This is a genomic window from Rhizobium sp. Rhizsp42, from assembly GCF_047304155.1.
Lineage (GTDB): Bacteria > Pseudomonadota > Alphaproteobacteria > Rhizobiales > Rhizobiaceae > Rhizobium.
This window is the reverse complement of record NZ_JBGLYS010000016.1, coordinates 45,322-70,535: the sequence shown is the minus strand read 5'-3', so window position 1 is coordinate 70,535 and position 25,214 is coordinate 45,322. Positions and strand designations below refer to the sequence as shown.

Annotated in this window: 28 protein-coding genes and 2 tRNA genes; 17 read left to right on the top strand and 13 right to left on the bottom strand. The window is 62.9% G+C overall.

Going from position 1 to position 25,214, the window contains the following annotated elements; all coding sequences use genetic code 11:
- Window positions 1-99: 99 nt before the first annotated feature.
- The 3 genes from ACCD05_RS16890 (at window position 100) to ACCD05_RS16880 (ending at window position 1,978) form a co-directional block, all read left to right on the top strand.
- Window positions 100-771: a GntR family transcriptional regulator gene (locus ACCD05_RS16890; protein WP_413394124.1), complete on the top strand. Its 672-nt coding sequence runs from the start codon at window positions 100-102 to the stop codon at window positions 769-771.
- 201 nt (window positions 772-972) lie between these two features.
- Complete coding sequence (locus ACCD05_RS16885) at window positions 973-1,551, top strand: biotin transporter BioY (protein ID WP_413394122.1); 579 nt, start codon at window positions 973-975, stop codon at window positions 1,549-1,551.
- A 1-nt stretch (window position 1,552) separates the two neighbouring features.
- Window positions 1,553-1,978, top strand: coding sequence for a DUF1284 domain-containing protein (locus ACCD05_RS16880; protein ID WP_413394120.1), 426 nt, complete (start codon window positions 1,553-1,555; stop codon window positions 1,976-1,978).
- 77 nt (window positions 1,979-2,055) lie between these two features.
- On the opposite strand, the gene ACCD05_RS16875 is transcribed toward ACCD05_RS16880, so the two are convergent.
- Complete coding sequence (locus tag ACCD05_RS16875; protein WP_413394118.1) at window positions 2,056-2,754, bottom strand: ArsR/SmtB family transcription factor; 699 nt, start codon at window positions 2,752-2,754, stop codon at window positions 2,056-2,058.
- Between the two features lie 101 nt (window positions 2,755-2,855).
- On the opposite strand from ACCD05_RS16875, the gene ACCD05_RS16870 reads away from it, so the two are divergent.
- Together ACCD05_RS16870 and ACCD05_RS16865 are read left to right on the top strand one after the other, a co-directional pair.
- A complete protein-coding gene (locus tag ACCD05_RS16870; protein WP_413394116.1) occupies window positions 2,856-3,185 on the top strand; it encodes an NIPSNAP family protein in 330 nt (109 codons plus the stop codon).
- A complete protein-coding gene (locus ACCD05_RS16865; protein WP_413394114.1) occupies window positions 3,182-3,535 on the top strand; it encodes an antibiotic biosynthesis monooxygenase family protein in 354 nt (117 codons plus the stop codon). Before ACCD05_RS16870 ends, ACCD05_RS16865 begins: the two co-directional genes overlap by 4 nt.
- A 6-nt stretch (window positions 3,536-3,541) precedes the next feature.
- Here ACCD05_RS16865 and ACCD05_RS16860 read toward each other — a convergent pair whose 3' ends face one another.
- Window positions 3,542-4,378, bottom strand: coding sequence for a carbon-nitrogen hydrolase family protein (locus tag ACCD05_RS16860; RefSeq protein ID WP_413394112.1), 837 nt, complete (start codon window positions 4,376-4,378; stop codon window positions 3,542-3,544).
- A 32-nt stretch (window positions 4,379-4,410) separates the two neighbouring features.
- Window positions 4,411-4,782 carry a nucleotidyltransferase family protein gene (locus ACCD05_RS16855; RefSeq protein ID WP_413394110.1) on the bottom strand — a complete coding sequence of 124 codons (372 nt, stop codon included), beginning with the start codon at window positions 4,780-4,782 and terminating at the stop codon, window positions 4,411-4,413.
- A gap of 142 nt (window positions 4,783-4,924) precedes the next feature.
- Here ACCD05_RS16855 and ACCD05_RS16850 point away from each other — a divergent pair, with 142 nt between their 5' ends.
- A complete protein-coding gene (locus ACCD05_RS16850; RefSeq protein ID WP_047507873.1) occupies window positions 4,925-6,055 on the top strand; it encodes a site-specific DNA-methyltransferase in 1,131 nt (376 codons plus the stop codon).
- Window positions 6,056-6,228: 173 nt separating this feature from the next.
- Here ACCD05_RS16850 and ACCD05_RS16845 read toward each other — a convergent pair whose 3' ends face one another.
- The 4 genes from ACCD05_RS16845 to mutY form a co-directional block, all read right to left on the bottom strand.
- Window positions 6,229-7,140: a hypothetical protein gene (locus ACCD05_RS16845; protein ID WP_413394107.1), complete on the bottom strand. Its 912-nt coding sequence runs from the start codon at window positions 7,138-7,140 to the stop codon at window positions 6,229-6,231.
- 228 nt (window positions 7,141-7,368) lie between these two features.
- Window positions 7,369-7,734 carry a nuclear transport factor 2 family protein gene (locus ACCD05_RS16840; protein WP_047507871.1) on the bottom strand — a complete coding sequence of 122 codons (366 nt, stop codon included), beginning with the start codon at window positions 7,732-7,734 and terminating at the stop codon, window positions 7,369-7,371.
- Window positions 7,735-7,736: 2 nt separating this feature from the next.
- Window positions 7,737-8,345 (bottom strand): HAD family hydrolase, encoded by a 609-nt coding sequence (locus ACCD05_RS16835; RefSeq protein ID WP_413394105.1) that lies wholly within the window; start codon window positions 8,343-8,345, stop codon window positions 7,737-7,739.
- Window positions 8,346-9,449: an A/G-specific adenine glycosylase gene (gene mutY / locus ACCD05_RS16830; RefSeq protein ID WP_413394102.1), complete on the bottom strand. Its 1,104-nt coding sequence runs from the start codon at window positions 9,447-9,449 to the stop codon at window positions 8,346-8,348.
- 95 nt (window positions 9,450-9,544) lie between these two features.
- On the opposite strand from mutY, the gene ACCD05_RS16825 reads away from it, so the two are divergent.
- The 5 genes from ACCD05_RS16825 (at window position 9,545) to ppdK (ending at window position 18,003) form a co-directional block, all read left to right on the top strand.
- Window positions 9,545-9,997: a hypothetical protein gene (locus ACCD05_RS16825; protein WP_413394100.1), complete on the top strand. Its 453-nt coding sequence runs from the start codon at window positions 9,545-9,547 to the stop codon at window positions 9,995-9,997.
- An 18-nt stretch (window positions 9,998-10,015) separates the two neighbouring features.
- The gene (locus tag ACCD05_RS16820) at window positions 10,016-10,516 is read left to right on the top strand and encodes a DUF721 domain-containing protein (protein WP_413394098.1); all 501 of its coding nucleotides are present in this window, start codon (window positions 10,016-10,018) and stop codon (window positions 10,514-10,516) included.
- A 183-nt stretch (window positions 10,517-10,699) separates the two neighbouring features.
- Complete coding sequence (locus ACCD05_RS16815; RefSeq protein ID WP_047507864.1) at window positions 10,700-11,392, top strand: DsbA family protein; 693 nt, start codon at window positions 10,700-10,702, stop codon at window positions 11,390-11,392.
- An 84-nt stretch (window positions 11,393-11,476) separates the two neighbouring features.
- A complete protein-coding gene (gene smc / locus ACCD05_RS16810) occupies window positions 11,477-14,938 on the top strand; it encodes a chromosome segregation protein SMC (RefSeq protein WP_413394097.1) in 3,462 nt (1,153 codons plus the stop codon).
- 395 nt (window positions 14,939-15,333) lie between these two features.
- A complete protein-coding gene (ppdK, locus tag ACCD05_RS16805; RefSeq protein ID WP_413394095.1) occupies window positions 15,334-18,003 on the top strand; it encodes a pyruvate, phosphate dikinase in 2,670 nt (889 codons plus the stop codon).
- A 3-nt stretch (window positions 18,004-18,006) separates the two neighbouring features.
- Here the strand turns inward: ppdK and ACCD05_RS16800 are convergent, their stop codons facing one another.
- Together ACCD05_RS16800 and ACCD05_RS16795 are read right to left on the bottom strand one after the other, a co-directional pair.
- Complete coding sequence (locus ACCD05_RS16800) at window positions 18,007-18,279, bottom strand: hypothetical protein (protein ID WP_047507856.1); 273 nt, start codon at window positions 18,277-18,279, stop codon at window positions 18,007-18,009.
- 91 nt (window positions 18,280-18,370) lie between these two features.
- Window positions 18,371-18,568: a hypothetical protein gene (locus ACCD05_RS16795; protein WP_413394093.1), complete on the bottom strand. Its 198-nt coding sequence runs from the start codon at window positions 18,566-18,568 to the stop codon at window positions 18,371-18,373.
- 105 nt (window positions 18,569-18,673) lie between these two features.
- Here ACCD05_RS16795 and ACCD05_RS16790 point away from each other — a divergent pair, with 105 nt between their 5' ends.
- Window positions 18,674-18,919 carry a hypothetical protein gene (locus ACCD05_RS16790; RefSeq protein ID WP_413394091.1) on the top strand — a complete coding sequence of 82 codons (246 nt, stop codon included), beginning with the start codon at window positions 18,674-18,676 and terminating at the stop codon, window positions 18,917-18,919.
- Window positions 18,920-18,925: 6 nt separating this feature from the next.
- Here the strand turns inward: ACCD05_RS16790 and ACCD05_RS16785 are convergent, their stop codons facing one another.
- Window positions 18,926-19,312, bottom strand: a complete 387-nt coding sequence (locus ACCD05_RS16785; RefSeq protein ID WP_047507852.1) for a hypothetical protein — start codon at window positions 19,310-19,312, stop codon at window positions 18,926-18,928.
- A 243-nt stretch (window positions 19,313-19,555) separates the two neighbouring features.
- On the opposite strand from ACCD05_RS16785, the gene ACCD05_RS16780 reads away from it, so the two are divergent.
- Complete coding sequence (locus tag ACCD05_RS16780) at window positions 19,556-20,494, top strand: DUF1499 domain-containing protein (protein ID WP_209232897.1); 939 nt, start codon at window positions 19,556-19,558, stop codon at window positions 20,492-20,494.
- Between the two features lie 19 nt (window positions 20,495-20,513).
- On the opposite strand, the gene ACCD05_RS16775 is transcribed toward ACCD05_RS16780, so the two are convergent.
- Together ACCD05_RS16775 and ACCD05_RS16770 are read right to left on the bottom strand one after the other, a co-directional pair.
- Window positions 20,514-21,428, bottom strand: coding sequence for an MBL fold metallo-hydrolase (locus tag ACCD05_RS16775; RefSeq protein ID WP_413394199.1), 915 nt, complete (start codon window positions 21,426-21,428; stop codon window positions 20,514-20,516).
- Window positions 21,429-21,470: 42 nt separating this feature from the next.
- Window positions 21,471-21,758, bottom strand: coding sequence for a cupin (locus ACCD05_RS16770; RefSeq protein WP_413394089.1), 288 nt, complete (start codon window positions 21,756-21,758; stop codon window positions 21,471-21,473).
- A gap of 187 nt (window positions 21,759-21,945) precedes the next feature.
- Here ACCD05_RS16770 and ACCD05_RS16765 point away from each other — a divergent pair.
- Window positions 21,946-22,020, top strand: a tRNA-Gln gene (locus tag ACCD05_RS16765).
- 143 nt (window positions 22,021-22,163) lie between these two features.
- Here ACCD05_RS16765 and ACCD05_RS16760 read toward each other — a convergent pair.
- Window positions 22,164-22,580: a hypothetical protein gene (locus tag ACCD05_RS16760; RefSeq protein WP_113235707.1), complete on the bottom strand. Its 417-nt coding sequence runs from the start codon at window positions 22,578-22,580 to the stop codon at window positions 22,164-22,166.
- A gap of 269 nt (window positions 22,581-22,849) precedes the next feature.
- Here ACCD05_RS16760 and ACCD05_RS16755 point away from each other — a divergent pair.
- The 3 genes from ACCD05_RS16755 (at window position 22,850) to ACCD05_RS16745 (ending at window position 25,203) form a co-directional block, all read left to right on the top strand.
- Window positions 22,850-22,926, top strand: a tRNA-Pro gene (locus ACCD05_RS16755).
- A gap of 379 nt (window positions 22,927-23,305) precedes the next feature.
- Window positions 23,306-24,232 (top strand): hypothetical protein, encoded by a 927-nt coding sequence (locus ACCD05_RS16750; RefSeq protein ID WP_413394087.1) that lies wholly within the window; start codon window positions 23,306-23,308, stop codon window positions 24,230-24,232.
- Between the two features lie 152 nt (window positions 24,233-24,384).
- Entirely contained in the window at window positions 24,385-25,203 is an 819-nt protein-coding gene (locus ACCD05_RS16745) for a bifunctional allantoicase/(S)-ureidoglycine aminohydrolase (RefSeq protein WP_413394085.1), read from the top strand.
- Window positions 25,204-25,214: the final 11 nt, after the last annotated feature.

Below are 25,214 nucleotides of genomic sequence, written 5' to 3'. Positions count from 1 at the left end.
GGCTAGGGTTGCGCTCAATTGAAATGCCTGCGGATGCAGACGCTTGCCGCCTCGACAAGCCATCTCGACAAGCCACGGCTCGCCATTTAATGGATGATTATGGCCAAGGAACCGGAAGACACAATCGCAAGCCGCATCAGCCGCGTGCTCGCCGACCGCATCGTTCGCGGCGAACTGCCGGCCGGCTTCCGTCTGCGCCAGGACCATATCGCCGAGGAGTTCGGCGCCAGCCACGTGCCCGTGCGCGAAGCCTTCCGCCGCCTGGAGGCCCAGGGGCTGGCGATCAGCGAGCCGCGTCGCGGCGTTCGCGTCGCCTCCTTCGATATCAAGGAAGTGCGCGAAGTGGCCGAGATGCGCGCCGCACTCGAAGTGCTGGCGCTGCGCCACGCCGCCAAGCACCTGACGCCCGCCATTCTGGACGCCGCCGAGGAGGCGACCCGCGAGGGCGATGCCGCGGCCGACGTTCACGCCTGGGAAGAGGCCAATCGCCGCTTCCATCGATTAATCCTAACACCCTGCAACATGAGCCGTCTGCTCGCCTCGATCGACGATCTCCACGCCGCCAGCGCCCGCTTTCTGTTTTCCGCCTGGCGTTCGGGCTGGGAAAAGCGCACCGACCACGACCACCGCGCCATCCTCGTGGCCTTGCGCCAGGGCAGGGCGGAAGAGGCGGCCGGCATCCTCGAGCGCCACGTCCAGTGGATCGGCCGCGCGCCGAAATCCACCAACAAGAGCGGCGAAAACGGCGAATCCTTCGCCATCGTCGGCTGATTTCTCAAAATTATAGATAATTTGTTGTCGGCGTGAATCGCCTAGAAATGTGCGCATTTGCGCTCACTTTCGCCGCCGATCCTGCGTGTGATCCCGCTTGTCCACCGCGCAATCGCATCGTACCCGCTTGCCATCGCGAAAAATCTCTCTCATAAAATAGATGGGAATCAAAAATTATCTATAATTTGAGAAGGAGAGTTCATGTCCCTGTTCGATCAATCCCAGGAGTTCCGTTTCGACCCGCTGCGCCTCGCCGCCCGCCCGGCCGCCATCAAGGCCGTCTTCGTGCTGGCGGGCACGCTCATCCTGGCGCTCGCCTCGCAGATCTCGGTGCCGATGGTGCCGGTGCCGATCACCATGCAGACCTTCGCGGTGACGATGATCGGCGCGCTCTACGGCTGGCGCCTCGGCGCGGCGACGGTGCTGGCCTGGCTCGCTGAAGCAGCCATGGGTTTCCCGGTTCTGGCCGGTGGCGCCGGCGGTCTCGCCCCCTTCGCCGGCCCGACGGCGGGCTATCTCGCATCCTTCCCCGTGATCGCCGCCCTTGTCGGCTGGCTTGCCGCGCGCGGCTGGACCGGCGATGCCGTGATCCGCAGCTTCGCAGCCCACTTCGCCGCCAACATCCTGTGCCTGGCGATCGGTGGCCTGTGGCTCGCAAACCTGCTCGGCATGGAAAAAGCCTGGCTGCTCGGCGCTGCCCCCTTCATCCTGGGCGCGGTGCTGAAGTCGGCGCTGGCGGCAGCCGTGCTGAAGGGTATCAGGATCTACACCGGCCGCTGAAATGACCGTTCGCCTGCGCGCCCACCACCTGCTCTGCATGCTGACCTTCGTCGGTGAAGGCTACACACCCGCCTTCACCGAGAATTACATCCGCATCGCCCGGCGCCTGTCGTCGGGCGAGGAGATCGAGCTGGTCGACGGCCCCGACGATATCTGCGCGCCGCTGCTTTCAGGAGCGGCGGCGCATTGCCACAACGAAAGCGTCGTGGCGCGGGACAGGGCGGCGGCGCAAGCCGTCGGCCGTCTGTTGGGGATGGCGGTCTGGAAGGGCACCCGCATCTATCCCGACGCGGCGCTGCTGAAACGCCTGCGCCGCAATTTCGCTCTCGGCACGATCCGCAAGGCTTGCGACGAGTGCGAATGGAGCGAACTCTGCAACGATATCGCCGAGCGCGGTTTTGCCGATGTGTTGGTCGCGCCAAGCTGACGCATGTCTCCCGAAAGTGGTTCCCGGTTTCGGGACAAAGACATGCGCAAAAACAAGAGCCTGAAGCGCGCCGCGCTTCAGGCCGCGACTGGCGTCTCCACCGGAAACAGCGCCAGAAACTGCCGCTCTCCATCGGGCGAAAAGATCACCGAGCGACTGCCCGCCGTGCGCCGCGCCCAACCCTTGTCGAAGAAATTCGCCAGCAGCGCCTTGCCGAGACTGCCGGCCAGATGCGCCCGCCGCTCGCTCCAATCGAGGCATGAGCGGCAGAGCGGCCGCCGCGACGCTTTGAGGTCGGCGACGTTAATCCCGACGCACTGAAACGTCTCCTCGCCCTTCGCGGTCAGCGCCAGCCCGTCGCCCACGGCGTCGATCGCGCCCTTGGCGACGAGACTATCCAGCATCCGCACCCCGTAATCGCCGGCCAGATGGTCGTAGCAGATCCGCGCCTTGCGCAGCGCCGGCTCCTTCGGCCCCGGCTGGTGGCGCAGATGCCCGCGGCTCGCCGCAAAGCCCATCATGCTTTCGATCAGCCGCGCGACAGTTTCATCAGCAAGCGTGAAATAGCGGTGCCGCCCCTGCTTGCGGGGAAGGAGCAGCCCGCCGGCCTCGAGCTTGGCGAGATGCGCGCTCGCCGTCTGCAGCGTGATGCCACCGACAGCGGCGAGCTCGGTCGCCGTCAGCGCCTTCCCGCCCGTCAGCGCGGCCAGCATGTTGGCACGCGCGGGGTCGCCGATCAGCGCGCCAATCTGGGCGATATCAGGTCCTTCCTTCACGGCTCACCTCCTCAGGATCTCATCTTCCATACTTCGACCGTAGCCGAAGCATCTCCGTCCCGCAACATGGCAAAACCATCCTGCAATCAAGGAGAAAAAAGATGATCACCTGCTTCATCCGCTATGAAATCGACCCGTTCAAAAAGGATGCCTTCGCCGAATACGCGCGCAACTGGGGCCACGCCATCCCGCGCAACGGAGCCGACCTCATCGGCTATTTCGCCCCGCACGAGGGTTCGGCAACCACGGCCTACGGCGTCTACAACATCGAAAGCCTCGCTGCCTACGAAGCCTACCGCGCCCGCCTTGCCGCCGATCCGCTCGGCCGCGAGAATTATGAATTCGCTCGTCGCGAACGCTTCATCCTGAAGGAAGACCGGATCTTCCTGAAGAACGTCTCGCTTCCCCACGCCGTAAAGGTGCTGCCATGATCGCCGTCATCTTCGAAGTTCTGCCCTATATGGGCGAGCGCCACACCTATCTCGACCTTGCCGGCGAACTGCGGTCCGAATTGGAGATGATGGATGGCTTCATCTCCATCGAGCGCTTCGAAAGCCTGACCATGCGCGGCAAGCTGCTCTCGCTCTCCTTCTGGCGCGACGAGGACGCGGTCAAACGCTGGCGCAACCTCGAACACCACCGCGCCGCCCAGGCCGCCGGCCGAGGTGGCATCTTCGCGGATTATCGTTTGCGCATCGGCCATGTGATCCGCGATTACGGGATGAACGAGCGGGGAGAGGCGCCGGCCGATAGCCGGGCGGTGCATGATGTGGTGGGTTAGTCGGCCTCAATACTGGGTGCGGTCGTCGTTCTCGCCATCATCGCGCATTTGCGTGCGATAGATCTCGCCCTGCCTTGCCTTGGCCCGCCACGGACGGGCCTTCTTGAGCGGTATGTCGTAGACTGGATCATCCCGGTCCAATGTCGCCACGGCAAAACCGGGTTCCGGCGCCGCGGGGCATTGCACTACCCACTCTCCGTCGGGGCCGATTGTGCCCGCCGGTCCCTTATGGGCTTTCTGCACGGGCGTGGCGGCGCCAATCCAGATGCAGTTCAAATCCGCGTGCGCTCTGAGGACTGTCTGGAAACGCGGCGGGACGCCGTAGGAAGAAAACAGAACCGCGTCCACGCCGAGGCGCTCATATTCGCTGAATACCTCCTGAAACTGTGATTCTATGCAGATCGCGCAGCCGAAGCGATAACCATCGACATCAAAAACGACCGGTGCTGTGCCGGGTGTATACCAACCTTGGAGTTCCGAGTTGGAAAGGAAGCGCTTGTCGTATCGATTGATCAACCCGCCGGCGTCGGAAAAGACGTAGAGACTGTTGTGGGGCGGGCGGCTCTCTGAGAAGCGGTGTGCCCCACCGACCACTGCGAATATACTAAGTTCACCGCAGATTTCGGCGATGGAGCGGAGAGCGGCTCGCTGCGCCTCCCAATCGAATGTCGACCAGTCCTCGGGGCTCATGATCTGCATCTTTCCGTATCCGGAAAGAGCGCCTTCGCAGAAATTGATCAATCGCGCCCCGGCCGAAGCAGCTTGCCGGATCAGGTCTCGTATTGCGGCGACATTGGCTGCAATGTCGGATGACACAAAGGTCTGGGCCGTAGCTATTTGCAACTCTGCCTCCCTGAATCCTCGACTCACGCTGCTCAGCGTGACGGGCGGAGGAGAGCCCATATCCAAGGCAAAGGCGAGTTACCTTTTTGCAAACAGGCTCGGCGGGCAGCGAAAACCTGCATCGCCGAGGATTCGATCCGCGCTCTCAAACGCGGATGCAGGCCGTCTCGCGTGGCGATGTCGACAGGCGTCTCGAGCTTCTCCTCAAGCATCAGCTTGATACCGATAAGATCGAAGGCCTTGAAGCGGCTCTTGGGGTCGTAATCGATGAAGAGGTCGATGTCGCTTGCCTGTTTCGCCTCGTCGCGGGCAACCGAGCCGAACAGGTAAAGCGAGGTTGCGCCGAGTGCGCGCACCGCCTCGGCATTGCTCTTCAGACGTTCGAGCGCTTCGCTTTTCCTCATGCCGCAAGACTACCGCATCCGCATGCGCTTTGCCCTCGAACTGAATTTTTTCCCGAAATCGTACCCCGGTTCAGGCTTTGGTAACCAAGATGAGTAACCATAACAGACAGTAAGAGCGTAATGTGTATGAGCGAGTTAAAAGATGGCGTCAGTATTTCCGCTTGCCGATCTCAAGGCCTCCGCAAAGCCGGACAGCTGGATCGACACGATCATCAAGGGCGATTGCGTTGCCGCTCTTGAAGCCCTCCCGACCCATTCCGTAGACGTCATTTTCGCCGATCCGCCCTATAACCTGCAGCTCGGCGGCAATCTGCATCGTCCCGATCAGTCGCTGGTCGATGCGGTCGACGACGAATGGGACCAGTTCGCCTCCTTCGAAGCCTATGATGCCTTCACCCGCGCCTGGCTGCTCGCCTGCCGCCGCGTGCTGAAGCCGACGGGCACGCTCTGGGTCATCGGCTCCTATCACAACATCTTCCGCGTCGGCGCCACGCTGCAGGATCTGAACTTCTGGATCTTGAACGACATCGTCTGGCGCAAGACCAACCCGATGCCGAACTTCAAGGGCCGTCGCTTCCAGAACGCGCATGAGACGATGATCTGGGCGAGCCCGAACGCCAAGGCCAAGGGCTACACCTTCAACTACGATGCGCTGAAGGCCTCCAACGACGACGTGCAGATGCGCTCCGACTGGCTGTTCCCGATCTGCAACGGTCATGAGCGCCTGAAGGGAGAGGACGGCAAGAAGGTGCATCCGACGCAGAAGCCGGAAGCGTTGCTCGCCCGTGTCATCATGGCCTCGTCCAAGCCCGGCGACATCATCCTCGATCCGTTCTTCGGTTCGGGTACCACGGGCGCCGTCGCCAAGCGCCTCGGCCGCCACTTCGTCGGCATCGAGCGCGAACAGGATTACATCGACGCGGCTTCCGCCCGCATCGAGGCCGTCGAGCCGCTCGGCAAGGCGGAACTGACTGTTATGACCGGCAAGAAGCAGGAGGTCCGCGTGGCCTTCAACACGCTGGTCGAAAGCGGCCTCATCAAGCCCGGCCAGGTGCTGACCGACGCCAAGCGCCGCTATAGCGCGATCGTTCGCGCCGACGGCACGGTCACGGCTGGCGGCGAGGCGGGTTCGATCCACAGAATGGGCGCAAAGGTCCAGGGTTTCGACGCATGCAACGGATGGACATTCTGGCACTTCGACGATGGGCAATCCCTGCGCCCGATCGACGATCTCAGGGCCGTCATCCGCAGTGATCTGGCAAACGCGGGCTGATCCGCGAAAGGCCCGATCGAGACTGCCGTCGACCGGTTTTTGTACCTCCAGTTGCGGAAGACGGCAAAAGGCGCCCGGGATCATACCCCGGGCGTCTTCAGTTCTGGACTTCCGAGAAAAACAAAAGACGCCCGGATCGCTCCGAGCGTCTTTTCAGTTTTCAGCTTCACCGCTTAGCGGCGCAGCAACGCCATCCGCTCTTCGTCCTCGTCGCGCTGGCGTCCGCCGATTGCGGCGGCGACACTGGCGATGAAGGCGCCGACGAACAGCGACAGCGCGCCGAACAGGGCAACCGCCGAAGCCGTCTTGCGGGCGTTATCCGCAGCCTCCTTGGCGGCAAGCTTGGCGTCGTCGATCCGCTTCATGATGGCATCGACGCGTGCCTTGGCATCGGTCGCGGAAAGGCCGGTGCGGGCCGAAACCACCTGCTCGACAAAGGCCTGGTCGTCGGCCGAAAGCTTGCCGTCGACAATGCCGTTCACCAGCACACTCGTCACCTGGGCATTGACCGCCTCATCACTCTGGTTGCCCGCTGCCGGCGCCGTATTGGCCGGGCGCAGCAAGGCGTCGGTGAAATAGGCGGGCGAGAAACCGCTCGTGCCATCGCTGGCGCTCACAGCCGCCCCGGCACCCGCGGCGCCGACGGCACCCACGGCTGTTGCGGTGGCCTGCGTGCCGGTGCTGATCACCGACGACAGCGCCGATCCCAGCAATCCGGCAACGACCACGGTTGCCAGCGCCCAGGAGAGGAAGCCATGCGCGGTATCGCGGAAGAAAACCTCGTAGGTGTGGACGCCGACCCATTTGGTCCGCAACCGCCCGGTCAGGTAGCCGCCGAGTGCGGCCGAAACCCATTGCACGACGATCAGCCAGATCGCGGCCGTTGCGCCGATCGTGGTCAGCGAGGCGTTGTCATGCGACCAGGGCGATACCATGGTCAGGCCAAGGCCGGAGCCGATCAGGATGAAGATCAACGAGATCGCGGTGGCGGCCAGCGTGCCCGCGATGATCGGCCCCCAGCTGACGGCGGGAGCCGATGATTCCAGTGGTGCGTCGGTCACCACGGTGGAGGAGGTAAAGGACATCGCCGACCCCCTAGTGCCAGAACAGCAGGATGATCAGGATCAGCGGGATCGGAACGCCCAGAAACCACAGCAAGATACCTCTACCCATCATAACCTCCCGTCAGCACGGCTGACTTATCGTTTGCTCGAAACCGCGTCATGCGCGGGTCCTCACAAAACCGTCAACGGCGCTGATTGTTCCTAAGGCGATGAGAGATTTGCGGTTTCTCTTCACGCCGGGAGGGAGGCTTAGAAGTCCTGGTAATCCTTCACGTCCACCCGCGTCACGCGGCCCTCTTCGTTGAAGGTGATCGTTTCCTCGCCCTCGCGCACCAGCGGCTTGCCGGTCTTGCTGTGGGTGGCGCGCACCGACCATACCGCGCGTCCGGCATAGGGGCTGACGCGCTCGACAAGCGTGTTGAACGCCGTCTGGTCGGGATAGTCGTCGAAATATTTGCGAAACGCCGTCATGATCTCGTCGCGGCCCGAAAGACTGCCGACGCCGTTCGAGACGTAGGTCGCGTCCTCGGCGAAATAGTCCTCGATCATCTGGTAGTCGAGCCTGTTGATCGCGTCGTGAAACAGGGTGATTTCCTTGACTGGATCGAATGCCATGGTCAGACCCTCACGCCGCGTTCTGCAAGATCGGCGCGCAGCTGCTCGGCGCCGGTGAAGAGCACCGCGTCCCATCCCGCCGTCTTGGCGCCTTCCACGTTGGGTGCCGAATCGTCGATGAAGATCGTCGCCGCCGGGTTGAGGCCGAAGCTCTCGGTATGCGCTTCGTAGATCGCGATGTCGGGCTTGATCAGGCCGATATCGCCGGAAACGGTAACGCCGCGCGGCTTGGTGAGGAAAGGAAAGCGCACCTGCGCCTCGCGGAACGTGTCGGAAGCGAAGTTCGTCAGCATCGTCACGTCGCGGCCCTCGGCGATCAGCCCTTCCATGATGGCGACACTGTCGTCGTAGGAATGCGACACCATCTCGTGCCAGTGCTTGCGGAAGGCGCGGATATGCTCTTCGCGATCGGGATGCGTCTCGATCAAAAGCGCCTCGGCATCCGCCCATGTGCGGCCGCGATCCTGCTCGATGTTCCAGTCGTGGGTGCAGACATTGTCGAAAAACCACTGCCGCTCGGCGGCATCCGGAATGATGCGGCTGAAGGGAATGTTCGGGTCGTAATGGATAAGAACTTTTCCGATATCGAAAACGATATGATCAATAGGCATTTATCCGTCCTTGGACTGTTGAAACGCGCGTGGAATAGCCGATGTGATCGCTTTTTTCATGACTGTGGGCAATGCCTGCGCGTCAAGATTTGTAACCGGCTCCCACCATCCGTCATCCCCTTCGATCCTCGCGGGGATTGCCACGCGCCAGATCGAAAGCCTGAGCTCGAAATGGGTGAACACATGGGTGACGGTGCCCGATGGCTGCCAGTCGGCCGGGAAGGGGGCGGCGTCGGCCGAGGTCTCGCCGTCGATCCGCGCCGTCCAGCCCGTCGTCGGCACCTCGGTCATGCCGCCAAGCAGCCCGCTCTCGATCCTGCGCCGCAACAAAACCTCGCCATCATCAGTCACCGCCACGAAGGCGGCACCGACGCGAACGGGCTTCGCCTTCTTGGCGGCCTTGACCGGGAAATGATCGGGATCGTGCAGCGCCAGCGCCTCGCACGACCCGTTGAAGGGACAGAGCGCGCAGGCGGGCCGCTTCGGCGTGCAGATCGTCGCGCCGAGATCCATCATCGCCTGGGCGAAATCGCCAGGCCGATCGGATGGCGTCAGCAGCGCCACCTTCTGCTTCATCAACGGCTTGGCTGCAGGCAGCGGCGTCGAGATCGCATAAAGCCGCGAGATCACCCGCTCGATATTGCCGTCCATCACGGAAGCCTGCCGGTTAAATGCGATCGCCGCCACGGCCGCTGCCGTATAATCGCCGATCCCGGGCAGCGCCTTCAGTCCTTCCTCCGTATCCGGAAACACGCCGCCATGTTCGTACGCCACGGCCTCCGCGCATTTCTTCAGGTTGCGGGCACGCGCGTAATAGCCAAGCCCTGCCCATGCCGCCATCACGTCCTCGCTGGGCGCTGCGGCAAGATCGCCAACCGTCGGCCAGCGCGCGAGGAATTTCAGGAAATAGGCTTTGACTGCGGGAACCGTCGTCTGCTGCAGCATCACCTCGGAAAGCCACACATGATAAGGATCGGCCTTGATCCCGCGGCTCGCCATCGGCGGCGAAACGCGCCAGGGCAGGTCGCGGTGATGGCGATCGTACCAATCGAGCAGGGGCTTTGCGGAGGGGGCCGAAATGGCCGATGATGTGCGTGCGTTCATTCCGTCCGAAGATAGGGAATGGCACGCCGTCCGCAATGGTCCGACACGAGTAAGCTGGGGATTGATGAAACTCGGCAAACCAAGGGAATGTGAATATGAACCTGAACGCTCTTTTTGAATTTTCGCCAACGCTGGCTTCCGCGGTGGCGGCATTGGCCTGTGTCTACATCATCCTACGGCTGTTGGACCGCATCGGCAGGCTGCTGTCGCCGAAAAGCGGCAGTCTCCCGGCAATGGTTAGCGGGGTCCTGCGATGGCTCGAGAAGGAGCTGAGGCCTGCCCGGCAGCCCTCAAGAAGGTCGCGGCTCGCCTTCATGTTCACAAGCGCGGTGATGTTCTATGTCTTGTCGGTGATTGTCTTTATCAGCGGCAATGGCGTGTTGTTGACTGCATATCTGCATTCCCGCGACAAAGGCGTTTTCCCTTTGCAGATGCTCTCCGTGGCCTTTTTCGCTTTCTGCATTGTCGTAGCACGCCTGCTGCTGGTAAATGGCGGACACGACTGGCGGGCGTTTCGTGATCTCTTGAGAGGCGGGGGCGTTCGCTGAAGGCGAAATGGAGCAATGGTGGCTAACGGGCAGGCGCCTCGTGCACGAGGTGAAAAACAGATCTCCGAACTGGCCAACGGCCTGATCGATCCCGTGCTTGCCAAGCGCGCCGGCATCAACACGGCGCTGCTCGGCTCCTGGGACGAGATCGCCGGCGAGGATTTCGCCGATTGCACCCGCCCGGAAAAGATCGCCTGGGCGCGCGGCGGCGATGACGGCAGCTTCCGTCCCGGCGTTTTGACCATCGCCTGCGAAGGCGCCCGCGCGCTGTTTCTCACGCATGCGCAGGGCGAACTCATCCAGCGCATCAACAGCTTCTTCGGCTTCTCCGCCGTCCACCAGATCCGCATCGTCCAGAAGCCGGTCTCCCAGGCCTTCAAACGCCCCCGCACCCCACCACCGCTGAAAGGCGAGGCGGCCCGCCGGCTGGAGGGGATGATGGAGGGCATCGACAATGAGAAGCTGCGCGAGGCGGTGAAGCGGCTGGGCACGGCGGTGTTGGGGAAGAAGGGGCGCTGACCAGCCTTAGAAGCGATTCGGCCGCCTTCCGCGCCAAATAAAATCAAGAGTTGCTTGCCACTCCCGCCCCTTCGTCCCATCAAGGTCACAATTGTTTGAAGAAACTCGTTCATGCGTGCCTTGTTAGCGGCGATCAGCCGTTATATCGCACTTCCAGCCGCTACTCTCATTTATGAGGAAATTATGCAGATGTCCGAAATGCAACTGACCAAGCGCCAGCTCCTGGGCGGCGCAGCTGCCGCGACCGCCAGCCTGGCGGTCTTCAGCAGCGCCAATGCGGCTGTGGAAATTCCGAAGTCCGACGGCGATGTCGATATGGAAGCCGTGCTGAAGCCGGGCGCACTGCCGGAAATGGCGCTGGGCAAGGAAGACGCCAAGGTCACCATCGTCGAATACATGTCGATGACCTGCCCGCATTGCGCGCACTTCCACACCACCACCTTCGACGAGATCAAGAAGAAGTATGTCGATACCGGCAAGGCTCGCTTCATCATCCGCGAATTCCCCTTCGACCCGCGCGCCGCCGCAGCCTTCATGCTGGCCCGCTGCAATCCGTCCAAGCCCGAAGATCTGAGCACGCCGGAGCAGTATTTCCCGATGGTCTCGATGCTCTTCAAGCAGCAGCAGACCTGGGCCGCCGCCGAAGATGGCCGCACCGCACTCCTCCAGATGTCCAAACTCGCTGGATTTAGTGAGGAAAGCTTCACGAAGTGCTTGACGAACCAGAAGCTGCTGGATGAAGTGAACGCGACGCGGGAACGGGGTTCCAAGGATTTCGGCGTCAACGCCACGCCGACTTTCCTCATCAACGGGAAGCGCTACTCTGGAGACATGTCGGTTGACATCATGTCGGCCCTTATCGACAGCCTGCTTTAAGCTGAGCCGTTCCTATAAGACGGGCGACGGCGGAAGCCGTGCGCCCGTTTTTTCGTTGGGCCAGCGCCCGGCTGAGGCGACCGCATGAAGTTCAACAAGCTCCGCCTCGTCGGCTTCAAATCCTTCGTCGAACCCGCCGAATTCGTCATCGAGCGCGGCCTGACCGGTGTCGTCGGGCCGAATGGCTGCGGCAAGTCCAATCTTGTCGAGGCGCTTCGCTGGGTGATGGGCGAGAACTCGTACAAGAACATGCGCGCGTCGGGCATGGACGACGTGATCTTCTCCGGTTCCGGCAATCGTCCCGCCCGCAACACCGCCGAGGTCGCACTCTATCTCGACAACGCCGACCGCACCGCGCCTGCCGGCTTCAACGATAGCGACGAGATCCAGGTCACGCGCCGCATCGAGCGCGAGCAGGGGTCGGTCTACCGCATCAACGGCAAGGAAAGCCGCGCCAAGGACGTGCAGCTGCTCTTCGCCGACGCCTCCACCGGCGCCCGCTCGCCGTCGATGGTCGGGCAGGGGCGTATCGGCGAGCTGATCTCGGCCAAGCCGCAGGCCCGCCGCCAGTTGCTGGAAGAGGCCGCCGGCATTTCCGGCCTGCATTCACGCCGCCACGAGGCCGAGCTGCGCCTGCGCGCCGCAGAAAGCAATCTCGAACGTCTCGACGACGTCACGTCGCAGCTCGAGAGCCAGATAGAGAGCCTGAAGCGCCAGGCCCGCCAGGCCAATCGCTTCAAGTCGCTCTCCGCCGATATCCGCGCCCGCGAGGCGATGCTCCTGCATATCCGCTGGGTGCAGGCCAAGGAGGCGGAAGCAGAGGCCGACAGCGCGCTCAACCAGGCCACCTCCATCGTCGCCGAAAAGGCGCAGATGCAGATGGAGGCCGCCAAGTCGCAAGGGATATCGAGCCTCAAGCTGCCGGAACTGCGCGAGGGCGAAGCCCGCGCAGCAGCTGCCCTGCAGCGCCTGCAGATCGCCAAGACGCAGCTGGAAGAAGACGCCAACCGCATCCTGCGCCGTCGCGATGAGCTCACCCGCCGCCTGGCGCAGCTCTCGGAGGATATCAGGCGCGAGGAACGGCTCGTCGCCGACAATGCCGAGATCCTGCAGCGCCTCGATGCCGAGGAAGCCGAGATCAACGAGGTCCTCGCCGATTCCGGCCGTTACGCGGAAGAGACCCGCGAGGCCTTCGAGGAAGCCGCAGCCAAGCTTGCCGACAGCGAGCGCATCTTCGCCGGCCTGACATCGGAACGCGCCGAGGCCGCCGCCGGCCGCAACCAGCTCGAACGCGCCATCCGCGACCTCTCCGATCGCAAGATGCGCCTTGAGCGCCAGATGGACGAGGCCAATCGCGAGCTGTCAGGCATCGGCGAGCGCATCGCGACGCTGCCCGATCCCGACGAGAAGCGCATGGTCGTCGAAGCCGGCGAAAGTGCGGTGGCCGAGGCCGAAGCCGCCATCCAGGCGGTCGAGCAGGCGCTGGCCGCTGCCCGCCAGACGGAGGCGATGTCGCGCGCGCCGGTCGATCAGGCCCGCGCCCAGCTGAACGCCATCGAGACCGAAGCGCGCACCATTTCGCGCATGCTGGCATCCGGCGCCACCGCCGGCGAATTCGCGCCTGTCGCCGATGAGCTCAAGGTCGATCGCGGTTTCGAGACCGCCGTGGGTGCTGCCCTCGGTGACGATCTCGAATCCCCGCTCGATCCGAAGGCGCCCGCCCACTGGTCGGAAAATGGCGATGGCGCGGCCGATCCGGCGCTGCCGTCAGGCGCCACCCCTCTGATCACACACGTCCGCGCGCCCGCCGCCCTTGCCCGCCGTCTCAAGCAGATCGGCCTCGTCTCCGACGCGGATGCACCTGGCCTGATGGCGAGCCTGAAGCCCGGCCAGCGCCTCGTCACCCGCGATGGTGCCGTCTACCGCTGGGATGGCCACGTCACCGGCGCCGACGCGCCGAGTGCCGCCGCCCTCCGTCTCGCACAGAAGAACCGTCTCTCCGAGCTCGAGAGCGAAGCATCGATTGCCCGCGACGTGCTCACCGAGGCTGAAGAGCAGTTGGCGATCGCGGCCGAAGCGATCTCGGGCGAGGAACATCGCCTGGCCGAGGCCCGCGATACCGCGCGCATGGCCGCACGCCAGCTGGCGGAAGCCCGCGAGGCCTTGGCGGCTGCCGAGCGCGCCTCCGGCGATCTCATCCGCCGCCGCGATGTCATTGCCGAAGCCGTCAGCCAGCTGCAGAGCCAGCTCGAAGACATCGCCATCCAGGAGGAAAACGCCCGCATCGAGCTCGACGACGCGCCGGATCTCTCCGCGCTCGACGAGCGCCTGCGGCTGCAGCAGGCCGATGTGGCGACCGATCGCGGCGCCCTTGCCGAAGCCCGTGCCCGCCACGAGAGCCTGAACCGCGAAAACGACGCCCGCCAGCGCCGCATCATCGCCATCGGCCAGGAGCGCGAGACCTGGCGCCAGCGCGCGGCAAGTGCCGAGGACCACATCGCGACGCTGCGCGACCGCGAGGAAGAAGCCCGCGAGGAAGCGGCCGATCTCGAAATGGCGCCGGACGAATTCGACGACAAGCGTCGGGGCCTGCTGAACGAGCTGCAGAAGGCTGACGACGCACGCCGCGCCGCCGCCGATCTTCTGGCCGAAGCCGAGCTGATGCAGCGCGATGTCGATCACAAGGCGGCGATTGCGCTCTCCGAGCTCGCCGAAAGCCGCGAACGCCGTGGCCGCGCCGAAGAGCGCCTAGTCTCGGCCCGCGAAAAGCGCGTGGAGACCGAGGCGCGCATCCGCGAGGCGTTGAACGTCGCCCCGCACGAAGCCTTCAGGCTCGCCGGTCTCGATGCCATGCAGGCGATGCCTCATCTGCGCGAGGTCGAGCGCGAGCTTGAGCGGCTGAAGATGGAGCGCGAACGGCTCGGCGCCGTCAACCTGCGCGCCGAGGAAGAACAGAAGGAACTGAGCGACCGGCTGGCGGCGCTGATCAAGGAGCGTGACGACGTCATCGACGCCATCCGCAAGCTGCGCGGCGCCATCCAGAGCCTGAACCGCGAGGGTCGCGAGCGCCTGATCGCCGCCTTCGACGTCGTCAACACCCAGTTCCAGCGTCTCTTCACCCACCTGTTCGGCGGCGGCACGGCCGAGCTGCAGCTGATCGAATCCGACGATCCGTTGGAAGCAGGCCTTGAAATCCTCGCCCGCCCGCCGGGCAAGAAGCCACAGACCATGACGCTGCTCTCGGGTGGCGAGCAGGCGCTGACGGCGATGGCGCTAATCTTCGCGGTGTTTCTCACCAACCCGGCGCCGATCTGCGTGCTCGATGAAGTGGACGCGCCGCTCGACGATCACAATGTCGAGCGCTACTGCAACCTGATGGACGAGATGGCGGCCTCCACCGAGACGCGATTTGTCATCATCACCCATAACCCGATCACCATGGCCCGCATGAACCGCCTGTTCGGCGTGACGATGGCGGAACAGGGCGTGTCGCAGCTGGTCTCTGTCGACCTGCAAACAGCCGAACAATTGCGCGAGATCGCCTGAGGTCAAGGCGAAACACCCAAAAAAAGTCAGGCCCGAACGGGCTTCTCACCCAATAAGGTGATGCCTTTTTACCCATCTTGCATTAGAAGAAACTGTATGTGCGGTCCGCGAGGATCGCGCCACCGGTTTTGCGTACAGATTGCCGTGCGCATGTGTTGAGGCTTCCTCCACGTTGTATCGGCATGCTGAACCCCCCGTCCGGTTTTCCTGGCCGGACGGAAATAAGGCTTTGCGGGACTTTGTTGCGGTCCCGCAAAGCTTTATTACTCTTCCTGAAAATTCAAACGGCTTGAATACGCGGATGTTGTGCACTGCAACATTTTGGCCGTATTTGTGCGATTTTCATTTTAACACCAAGGGATTAAGCTGATCCCGATTTTGGTGTTGGGGAGAGCATGACCAAGTGGGTCTATACATTCGGTAATGGCGCGGCGGAGGGGCGAGCGCTCGACCATGAGATGCTGGGCGGCAAGGGGGCCAATCTCGCCGAGATGTGCAGCCTCGGCCTGCCCGTTCCCCCCGGCTTGACCATCACCGCCGACGCCTGTTCCGCCTATTATCGCGACGGCCGCCGCATATCGGACGAGGTGCGCGCTCAGGTGCTGTCGGGCATCTCAAGCATCGAGGCCGTCACCGGCCGTCGCTTCGGCGCTGGCGCGAGCCCACTGCTCCTGTCGGTCCGCTCAGGTGCGCGCGTGTCAATGCCGGGCATGATGGACACGGTGCTCAACCTCGGGCTCAACGACGAGACCGTTCAGGCGCTCGGCCATGACGCGGGCGACGCGCGCTTTGCCTGGGATAGCTACCGCCGCTTCATCCAGATGTACGCCGATGTCGTCATGGGCCTCGACAACGAGGTCTTCGAGGAAATCCTGGAAGACGAGAAGGCCCGCCACGGCTACGAATACGACACCGAGATGACCGCGAGCGAATGGCAGCACGTCGTCCATCTCTACAAGGCGGTGCTGGAAGAAGAACTCGGCGAGGAGTTCCCGCAGGATCCGCAGGTGCAGCTCTGGGGCGCTGTCGGCGCCGTGTTTTCGAGCTGGATGAGCGCCCGCGCCGTCACCTACCGCCATCTCCACAATATTCCCGAAGGCTGGGGCACCGCCGTCAATATCCAGGCCATGGTCTTCGGCAACCTCGGCAACTCGTCGGCCACCGGCGTTGCCTTCACCCGCAACCCGTCGACCGGCGAAAAGTCGCTCTACGGCGAGTTTCTGGTCAATGCCCAGGGCGAGGACGTCGTCGCCGGCATCCGCACCCCGCAGAGCATCACCGAGGAAGCCCGCATCTCCTCCGGCTCCGACCGGCCGTCGATGGAAAAGCTGATGCCGGAGGCCTTCCGGGAGTTCGTGGCGATCTGCGATCGTCTCGAGGCCCATTATCTCGACATGCAGGATATCGAGTTCACTATCGAGCGCGGCACGCTGTGGATGCTGCAGACGCGATCAGGCAAGCGCTCGACCCGCGCGGCGATGAAGATCGCCGTCGACATGGTGGACGAGAAGATGATCACCGAGGAGCAGGCGGTGCTGCGCATAGAGCCGTCCTCGCTCGACCAGCTGCTTCATCCGACCATCGACCCCCGCGTTGCGCGCGAAGTGATCGGCACCGGCCTTCCGGCGTCGCCGGGCGCTGCATCCGGCGAGATCGTCTTCACTGCCGAGGAAGCGGTCATGGCGGAAGAGGAGGGGCGCAAGGTCATTCTTCTGCGCGTCGAGACCAGCCCCGAGGACATCCACGGGATGCATGCGGCCGAAGGCATTCTCACGACCCGTGGTGGCATGACCAGCCATGCGGCCGTCGTTGCGCGCGGCATGGGCATCCCCTGCGTCGTCGGCGCCGGCACCATGCGCATCGATCTGCGCAACGAGCGGCTGATTGGCATGGGCGTGACGCTGAAGAAGGGCGACATCATCACCATCGATGGATCGGCCGGGCAGGTGCTGAAGGGCGAGGTGTCGATGGTGCAGCCGGCGCTTTCGGGCGATTTCGGCCGTATCATGGAGTGGGCCGATCGCGTTCGCCGCATGACGGTGCGCACCAACGCCGATACGCCGGCCGACGCCCGCGCCGCACGCTCCTTCGGCGCCGAGGGCATCGGCCTTTGCCGCACCGAGCACATGTTCTTCGAGGGCGAGCGCATCCATGTCATGCGCGAGATGATCCTGGCGGAAGACGAGGCGGGCCGCCGCACGGCGCTCGACAGGCTGCTGCCCATGCAGCGCGAGGATTTCGAGAGCCTCTTCAACGTCATGCACGGCCTGCCGGTAACGATCCGCCTGCTCGATCCGCCATTGCACGAATTCCTGCCGAAGACCGACGAGGAAATCGCCGATGTCGCGGCCGCCATGAACATGGACGCGACAGCACTTCGCCAGCGCGTCGATGCGCTGCACGAGTTCAACCCCATGCTCGGCCATCGCGGCTGCCGCCTGGCGATCTCCTATCCCGAGATCGTCGAGATGCAGGCACGCGCCATCTTCGAGGCCGCCGTTCATGCGGCGCGCGAGACGGGCGCCGCCGTCGTGCCGGAGATCATGGTGCCGCTGGTCGGCCTGCGCTCCGAGCTCGATTACGTCAAGGATCGCATCGACGCCATCGCTCGCGACGTGATGACGGAAGCAGACATGCAGATCGATTATCTCGTCGGCACGATGATCGAGCTGCCGCGCGCGGCACTGCGCGCCCACATCATCGCCGAAGCCGCCGAATTCTTCTCCTTCGGCACCAACGACCTGACGCAGACCACCTTCGGCATTTCGCGCGACGACGCCTCGGCCTTCATCCCGACCTACCAGCGCAAGGGCATCATCGAGCATGATCCCTTCATCTCGCTGGATTTCGATGGTGTCGGTGAACTCATTCGCATCGCTACCGAGCGCGGCAGGCGAACCCGCGCCGACATGAAGCTCGGCATCTGCGGCGAACACGGCGGCGATCCGGCCTCGATCCATTTCTGCGAGGGCATCGGCCTCGACTACGTCTCCTGCTCGCCCTTCCGTGTGCCGATCGCCAGATTGGCGGCGGCGCAGGCGGCGATCAAGGAGAGGTCGCTTTAAAGCTTACCAACGATAGTAGGGGCCGCCATAATAGGGGCCGCCCATGCGCCACGACATATCAGACATCACGTAAGCGCTGTCGGCCCGCGCCTGCGCCTGCCGGTTGAGATCGATGCGCTGCAGGCAGGTCGCGAAGCCTTCGGTGCCGCGCTTGAAGCCGTAGCTCATGCATTGCCGCTCATCCGCCGCGCGCCGTTCTTCCGGCGTCATCGTCTGGCAGGCCGAAAGGCCGATCGCAATGGCGGCGATGGTGAGCGTCAGCGGGAGAATACGCATTTTCTTATCTTCAACGGATTGATCTTGCTGAAATAGCAGACGCCAACCCCAAGCACCCGTCAACTAAAAACTCCGTTAACCGCAAAAGTTGTCACGCGGCGCCTGCGGGATCGCCGATCGGCAGCAGCGCCGGATCGAGCGTCGGGTCGTTCGGGTTCTTGCTGTCGCCCGGGTCCTGGGCCGGCGTCAGCGGCGGCTTTTCCTGCACGCGGTCGGGAATGCCGGGTGTCGGCGTCGGGCCGCGCGGGGTCTCTGGCGTGGGAGCGGGGATCGGGTCGCGATTGGGCATGATTGTCTCCTTTAAAGGGAAAACGATGCCCCCAAGCTTTGGTTCCGGCTTTCGCATGGATGAGAACCGCTATAAGAAGACGCCTCACGGAAATGGAAGCGACTGATGGCACTGCGTGATCGATTCTCGAAAAAGCTGACCTGCCCGCAATGCGGCAATAACGGCTTTGCCGAAGCCTCGGAGACGGACGATCCAAAGCGCAAGCATCCCGGCTTCAACATCGACCAGCTGCCGCGCGGGCTTTTCGTCCAGCGCCAGACCAATTTTCAGGAAACCAGTGTGATCAAGTGCGAATGCGGCCGCAAGTTCGCCTTCCGCACGCTGGCGGAAGCCGCATCCGGTCGCGATTGAACGAGACTAGAACCGCTCGAGCACCTCGATAAAGGCATCGGCGAACTGCGCGATATGGGCGGTCTCGGGCGCCGGGCTCTCCATGCGAATATCGGTGCCGTTCTGATCGAGCACCGCCAGCACGATCCGCATGTCGGTCGAAGCGGATGGGATGCGCAGCACCGCGATCCGTTTGCAATCGTCGATCAGTCCTTCGGCAGGGAGATCGAACAGGAATTCGCCGCCGCTCTTGCCCGCCGCCGTGCGCACCGCGTCGCAGAAGTCGCTGTCGCCATCATAGCTTTCAAGCGAAAGCTCTAGCTCCAGAAGCTCCATCGGCAGAAGCGGATCGCTCGCATCGGCCCCGGCAAGCGTCGGCATGGGGCTTTCCACTGCAAGCTCGGATGCAATCATTGCTTTTCTCCTGTTCGTCCGTGACCGATGAACATGCTGCAACTGCGGGAAAACAACTCAATATCAGAAAATGCTCACGTAATCCATGCCCGCTTTGGAGGTCTAAAACGTGGCTTCATCGTGGATTGGACACGCTCGCGTAAGACAACAGTTTCAATTTAGGCGAATCTTGCACTAAACAAGTGCTTGGGCGATTTGCGCGTTCATGCGGGACGCGCCGCTTGCGACTAACCGGTAAGTTTGATGGCAATCCGTTTCGACCGCCCCATTTCCAGTGCCGCCCGCTTTTCCAGGCGGTTCGCGGCCTTTGCGCTGGTCTTGTGCCTGGCGGCGCTGATCGGCCACCGCTTCGCCGGCCTCGCCACGCCCTATCTCGTCCTCATCCTCATCGTCGCCACCGGCTTCAGCATCCTGGCCGCGGTTCTCGCCGCAGCCGGCCTGCGCAGCCTGTGGCTGACGGGCGCCGAGGGCGGCCATGATGCGCTGAAGGCGCTGATCTTCGCGGCATTGCCGCTCGTCATCGGCGGGCTGGCGGTCGAGCGCTATCTGAGCATGCCAGTCATCTACGACGTCTCCACCGATCCCGTCTCGGTGCCGGATTGGCTGAAGACCCCAAGCGCCGATCAGATCTGGCTGAAGCGGGTTCCGGTGACGCCGGAGGATCGCGAAAAGCAGCTCGAAGCCTATCCGGAACTCACCGGCCGCCGCTACGACGGCGCCATCGACCGCGTGCTGGAGGCCGTCAAGAAGGTCGCCAAGCTGAACGGCATCCGCATCACGCGCGCCGAAGGCGACAGCGTGCCGACCCGCGATCCGGAAGACAAACCGGCCGCCAAGCCACAGGCCCAGCCCCAGGCCCAGAACCAAGCCGCCGACAACACCGCCGTTCCCGACGAGGCCCCCGATGTCGTGCCCGTTCCAACGCCGCGCCCCTATGATGACGACGTCGCCCAGCTGATCCGCCGCGCCAACGGCGTGACGCTGCAGGGTGAAACGCGCACGCTGGTTCTCGGCCTGCGCTTCGACGTCATCATCCGCCTACGCGAAGAGGCCGAGACCACCTTCGTCGACGTCCGCGTCGCTTCCCGCTACGGCCCCTCCGACCTCGGCTTCAGCGCCGATATCGCCGAGGACTATCTGAAGGCGCTGGACGCCGAACTGCTCGGCATCGCCGGCAGCTGATCGAGTCGTCTGCCTCGACCTATTTCCCGGCCATCCGATACGATCCCAGAAGCGCCGGCGGGCCATCGGTCTCGATCTCGCCGCGCTCGATCAGATCCTCGATATGCGCGAGCACGGAAAGCGCTGCCGCGCCGTGCAGCCGCGGATCGGTGTCGCGGTAGATCACCTTCACCATGTCGGGGATATTCGTATCGCCGGCCCTGATCCGCCCCAGCACCGCGCGCTCACGCATCCGCCTATGCGTCTTCAGCGCCCGCATGAAGGAGATCGGCTTGCGCACCGGGCCGCCATGGCCGGGCAGGAGCAGCCGGTCGCGCCGTGCAATCAGCTTGTCGAGAGAAGCCATGTAATCGGCCATCGAGCCATCCGGCGGCGCGACGATCGAGGTCGCCCACGCCATGACGTGATCGGCCGAAAACAGGATGCCGGTGTCGTCAAGCGCGAATGCCATGTGATTGGCCGCGTGCCCCGGCGTATGCACGCCCGTCAGCCGCCAGCCATCGCCCTCGATTGCTTCGCCGTCGGCAAGCGCGATATCGGGGCGAAACGACATGTCGGAGCTCTCGGCGAAGGGATTGGTCTCCCCCGCATGCAGCGGCCGCGCCGCCCGGTGCGGCCCTTCGGCGACGACGATAGCCCCCGTCGCCTCCTTGAGCCGGCGCGACAGCGGCGAGTGATCACGATGCGTATGCGAGACGAGGATATGCGTGACCTCGCGCCCCTCAAGCGCTGCCATCAGCGCCGAAAAATGCGCGTCGTCCTCAGGGCCGGGATCGATCACCGCGACCGAGCGGTCGCCGACGATATAGCTGTTGGTGCCGTGAAAGGTGAAAGCGCTCGGATTGTTGACCGTGATCCGCTGAACACCAGGCGCAATAGGCACCGTTTGGCCGTAGGCGGGCTCGAAGGCGCGATTGAAGTCTGGATTGGCCATGTCGTTCCTGCGGTCGTCCACCCGGTCGTATCCGGTAACGACCTACTTGTACTCGATCTCGATGAAGGACATCGGCTTGTTGACGACATTGTGTTCGGTGCCCGCATCGCGCCGATAGGCGGCACCCGCCGCGATATCCACCCGCCGGCTATCGCCATTCTCCTCGATCAGGAACTGGCAGTCCGTCATCGGCACCACGACATAGCCCATCCCATGCGTATGCACGCCGGTATCGGCGCCGGGCTCGAAGTCCCAACGTGTGATCCTGACGACGGCATCGTCGAGGAGAAGGGTAGCGAGGGCAGGCGGGCGGGCACGATACTGGCTCATTGTCACTCCGAAGCGGTATGGTCTGAGAAGAGACCTAGCATGCCGTCCGCCAAAGCGTACAAAAAAGAGCGCATGGAAAAGACCGCACAGAAATATGCTCGCCCCGAAACTTAATGATTGTGACGTTCACGGACCTTTGCTAATCAGGCGACGCAATTGGCAAGCGTTTCTCGCTGCCAGTCTCTGGTGGGGCGTCGCCAAGCGGTAAGGCACCGGTTTTTGGTACCGGCATTCCCAGGTTCGAATCCTGGCGCCCCAGCCACTGAGATCCTTTTCATCCAATAAATCCCTGAACGCGATCGCGCTTCAAGCATGTTTGGTTTGTGTGGCGGCAACCGTGTGTCCGCCAAACAAAAAAGGCGGAACCCGCGTCCCGCCTTTTATATCTCTCGTCCCAACTACGCCTTACTGCGCGGCCGGCTGGGCAGGCGCCAGGAATTCGGCGCAGTAGGAGGGGCCGTTCACGCCGGGGATGTCGCCGGCGACCTTGATGCTGCGGATCGTGTAGTCCGAGCTGGTGGTAATGGTAACCTGGCAGCGCAGATACTGCTTGCGGGCGGGCGAGATCTGCTTGCCGCGCTTGCCCTCAGTGCCGTCGGCATACTTCGCCGGAACGGTCACGGTCTTGTAGCCGCCCTTCCAGGTGTAGACGTTGCCGCTGCCATTGTCGGCATCGGTAAGCGGCGGGCCAAAGGCTGCGAAGAACTTGCCGGCGGACTGGCCGACCCAGCGGCTGGAGATCGGATCGGCGGCCGTTGGGATGGTCGTGCAGCCGGCCAAGGTGATGGCCAGCGCTGCGGCTGCGAAAGTGCGGAGTTTCATGATGTCGTCCCTGGATTTATCGCGCATTCGGCGGCGGGAATCACTGCCCCTGCAGCGTTTCAGCCTGTCCTGACAGCGCTTTAGCGCGGAACCCGGCAAAAGAAAATCAGCTCTTTTTCGCGATTGCAAAATTTGCGGCGGGTGTGGCTTTTTGCTCGCGCGCAAGCCCGGCCGCGCTTCCCACAGCCGCCGTCATAAAAATGCAACCCGCTTTGGATTTTGGTGCTTGCGCAAGCCGTTGGGCCGGTCTATAGAGGCGCCGCTGGTCACGGAGTGTAGCGCAGTCTGGTAGCGCACCACGTTCGGGACGTGGGGGTCGGAGGTTCGAATCCTCTCACTCCGACCAGCTGAAAATCCCGGCATTACAGGATTTTCCGCCCGATCCCGAACTTCTGACTTCCTGTATTCTCGCGGCGGCAATGGCAGAACTCTGTCGGCCTTGCTCATACTTGTCCAACGCGGCGCGGTTTTCTTCCCATCAGCCACCCGGATTTCGCCGATCCCCAACATCATCTGCAAGATTAAAATACGCCTCGCGCGAATATCCTCACGGACAGGTCAGTCGGCGATTGCTGCCATCGGGCTTCTGTCGCAATATTTCACGAATCCGAGCGGCTCGCTGTAATGACCCGTATTGCGTGTGTAGATTAGTCGCATGCCAGTGGTAACAATCTGTTAACCATAAAACGATAGCTATTCTGAGCGAGCCAAATAGGCGTGGGGGAATGCAGGCCATGATTACCAGAATAAAGGTCATTACTTTCCACACCGAAGGTTTTCCGCATGATGATGGTCTGCCGCTGGACCAATCCATGGAAGATCTGAAGGCGCTCGTTCTATCGCAGGGATGCGAGTTTGAGGCCTATACGCCGCGAAAACTCCGCGCCCTAGGCGCCGAGGATCTGGTGCAGCGCTATGACGACAAGTACGCCTTGCCGAAAAATCCGGGCCTGCACACGATCGGCATGTGCGCATGGAAGCCGTTCGTCTTGCTCCACGCTCTGCAATCGATGAACAAAAATGACCTCGTGATCTACACCGACGCCAATATTGGCAAGTATCCCGGCCTGCGGGTTGCCATGGAAAACATTCCGGAATTCGTTGCCGGAACGGGCGATGTTCATGACTTCTTCGTGGGCCGCGAGTGTGAGGATCAGCGCCGAAAGGTCGCGCAACATGCGAGCGGCCGCCAGATCGTCGAAATTGGCGGGAATACGGTGTTTTCCTGCAATTTCCCGATGCACATCGTCAACAGGATTGTGTCCAGGAACACGCCGGCCGCCAAGGAAATACTGCTGTACTGGCTCGCACTGTGCAAGGTGCAGAAGTTCATTCTTCCGCCTTTGGTCGGTGATCATCACGAGGAATACAGATGGTTCTGCCCGGAGCAGTCGGTTCTGAACTTGATTCTGGCGAACCTTATCGAGGAAGGGCAACTTCCTTACTACTATTCGACCATCGGCTTTGATCGGGCGGGCCTACGATTTGTGGGCGACAACTCGCACCTGTCTTGTATTTCCGCGCCGATTGGCAGGCCGCACTACATCCCATTCCGTCAGCGTTTCGCAAAGGAAATCGCCGAGGCGGAGCTATACGCGGTCACGCGCATGGCGCAGCCTTTGCCAGTTGATGGTGCCAAGAAAGCGGCCTGATGCCGCTTTCGCGATGAGCGTCGTGGTCAGGTTGCCTGGCCCATGGCCTTATGGTCTCCCGGACAGAAAAACACTTCCGCCAATCCGCATATTGCCTCGTTGGAATCTCGCGCTTAAAGCTTGATGTCACAAATGTCATGAGAAGCGGATCGATGAGCAGAGATTACTATTCCAGCATGGGCGGCCTGCCGCCGCAGACCGATCTTTTGTCGAGCAAGGCGGTGTTCACGACGGCCTACGCCGTCATCCCGCGCAGCGTGATGACCGATATCGTCACCAGCTATCTGCCCCATTGGCAGGGCACGCGCGCTTGGGTGATTTCCCGCCCGATGACCGGCTTCTCCGAGACCTTCTCGCAATACATCATGGAAGTGCAGCCCGGCGGCGGCAGTGACCGGCCGGAGCCGGAAAAGCGCGCCGAGGGCGTGCTCTTCGTCGTCGATGGCGAGGTGACGGTCGATCATGAAGGCGCCACCCATGTGCTGCGCCCCGGCTCCTTCGCCTTCCTGCCCGCCGGTTCGAAATGGACGCTCTGGAACAAGGGTGCTGCTACAGCCAAGTTCCACTGGATCCGCAAGGCCTTCCAGCCGGTTGAAGGCCTGGAGCCGCCACCGGCGCTCTTTACCCATGAGGATCAGAACCCGCCGCAGTCGATGCCCGATACCGACGACGTCTGGGCGACCACCCGCTTCATCGACCCGGCCGACCTGCGCTACGACATGCATGTGACCATCGTCACGCTCGAGCCCGGCGGCGTCATCCCCTTCATGGAAACCCACGTCATGGAGCACGGGCTCTATGTGCTTGAGGGCAGAGCGGTCTATCGGCTCAACAAGGATTGGGTCGAGGTCGAGGCCGGCGATTACATGTGGCTGCGCGCCTTCTGCCCGCAGGCCTGCTACGCCGGCGGCCCTGGCCGCTTCCGCTACCTGCTCTACAAGGACGTCAACCGGCACATGCCGCTGTTCTAGGCGGAGGCAAT

What these genes read in the sequence shown, in the direction of transcription:
- ACCD05_RS16835 (WP_413394105.1), bottom strand. Translation starts at nt 8,345, where the DNA reads ATGCCTATTGATCATATCGTTTTCGATATCGGAAAAGTTCTTATCCAT.
- ACCD05_RS16840 (WP_047507871.1), bottom strand. Translation starts at nt 7,734, where the DNA reads ATGGCATTCGATCCAGTCAAGGAAATCACCCTGTTTCACGACGCGATC.
- smc (WP_413394097.1), top strand. Translation starts at nt 11,477, where the DNA reads ATGAAGTTCAACAAGCTCCGCCTCGTCGGCTTCAAATCCTTCGTCGAA.
- ACCD05_RS16870 (WP_413394116.1), top strand. Translation starts at nt 2,856, where the DNA reads ATGATCACCTGCTTCATCCGCTATGAAATCGACCCGTTCAAAAAGGAT.
- ACCD05_RS16745 (WP_413394085.1), top strand. Translation starts at nt 24,385, where the DNA reads ATGAGCAGAGATTACTATTCCAGCATGGGCGGCCTGCCGCCGCAGACC.
- ACCD05_RS16890 (WP_413394124.1), top strand. Translation starts at nt 100, where the DNA reads ATGGCCAAGGAACCGGAAGACACAATCGCAAGCCGCATCAGCCGCGTG.
- ACCD05_RS16785 (WP_047507852.1), bottom strand. Translation starts at nt 19,312, where the DNA reads ATGATTGCATCCGAGCTTGCAGTGGAAAGCCCCATGCCGACGCTTGCC.
- ACCD05_RS16780 (WP_209232897.1), top strand. Translation starts at nt 19,556, where the DNA reads ATGGCAATCCGTTTCGACCGCCCCATTTCCAGTGCCGCCCGCTTTTCC.
- ppdK (WP_413394095.1), top strand. Translation starts at nt 15,334, where the DNA reads ATGACCAAGTGGGTCTATACATTCGGTAATGGCGCGGCGGAGGGGCGA.
- ACCD05_RS16865 (WP_413394114.1), top strand. Translation starts at nt 3,182, where the DNA reads ATGATCGCCGTCATCTTCGAAGTTCTGCCCTATATGGGCGAGCGCCAC.
- ACCD05_RS16880 (WP_413394120.1), top strand. Translation starts at nt 1,553, where the DNA reads ATGACCGTTCGCCTGCGCGCCCACCACCTGCTCTGCATGCTGACCTTC.
- ACCD05_RS16775 (WP_413394199.1), bottom strand. Translation starts at nt 21,428, where the DNA reads ATGGCCAATCCAGACTTCAATCGCGCCTTCGAGCCCGCCTACGGCCAA.
- ACCD05_RS16790 (WP_413394091.1), top strand. Translation starts at nt 18,674, where the DNA reads ATGGCACTGCGTGATCGATTCTCGAAAAAGCTGACCTGCCCGCAATGC.
- ACCD05_RS16760 (WP_113235707.1), bottom strand. Translation starts at nt 22,580, where the DNA reads ATGAAACTCCGCACTTTCGCAGCCGCAGCGCTGGCCATCACCTTGGCC.
- ACCD05_RS16815 (WP_047507864.1), top strand. Translation starts at nt 10,700, where the DNA reads ATGCAGATGTCCGAAATGCAACTGACCAAGCGCCAGCTCCTGGGCGGC.
- ACCD05_RS16750 (WP_413394087.1), top strand. Translation starts at nt 23,306, where the DNA reads ATGCAGGCCATGATTACCAGAATAAAGGTCATTACTTTCCACACCGAA.
- ACCD05_RS16825 (WP_413394100.1), top strand. Translation starts at nt 9,545, where the DNA reads ATGAACCTGAACGCTCTTTTTGAATTTTCGCCAACGCTGGCTTCCGCG.
- ACCD05_RS16850 (WP_047507873.1), top strand. Translation starts at nt 4,925, where the DNA reads ATGGCGTCAGTATTTCCGCTTGCCGATCTCAAGGCCTCCGCAAAGCCG.
- ACCD05_RS16795 (WP_413394093.1), bottom strand. Translation starts at nt 18,568, where the DNA reads ATGCCCAATCGCGACCCGATCCCCGCTCCCACGCCAGAGACCCCGCGC.
- ACCD05_RS16885 (WP_413394122.1), top strand. Translation starts at nt 973, where the DNA reads ATGTCCCTGTTCGATCAATCCCAGGAGTTCCGTTTCGACCCGCTGCGC.
- mutY (WP_413394102.1), bottom strand. Translation starts at nt 9,449, where the DNA reads ATGAACGCACGCACATCATCGGCCATTTCGGCCCCCTCCGCAAAGCCC.
- ACCD05_RS16770 (WP_413394089.1), bottom strand. Translation starts at nt 21,758, where the DNA reads ATGAGCCAGTATCGTGCCCGCCCGCCTGCCCTCGCTACCCTTCTCCTC.
- ACCD05_RS16855 (WP_413394110.1), bottom strand. Translation starts at nt 4,782, where the DNA reads ATGAGGAAAAGCGAAGCGCTCGAACGTCTGAAGAGCAATGCCGAGGCG.
- ACCD05_RS16800 (WP_047507856.1), bottom strand. Translation starts at nt 18,279, where the DNA reads ATGCGTATTCTCCCGCTGACGCTCACCATCGCCGCCATTGCGATCGGC.
- ACCD05_RS16845 (WP_413394107.1), bottom strand. Translation starts at nt 7,140, where the DNA reads ATGTCCTTTACCTCCTCCACCGTGGTGACCGACGCACCACTGGAATCA.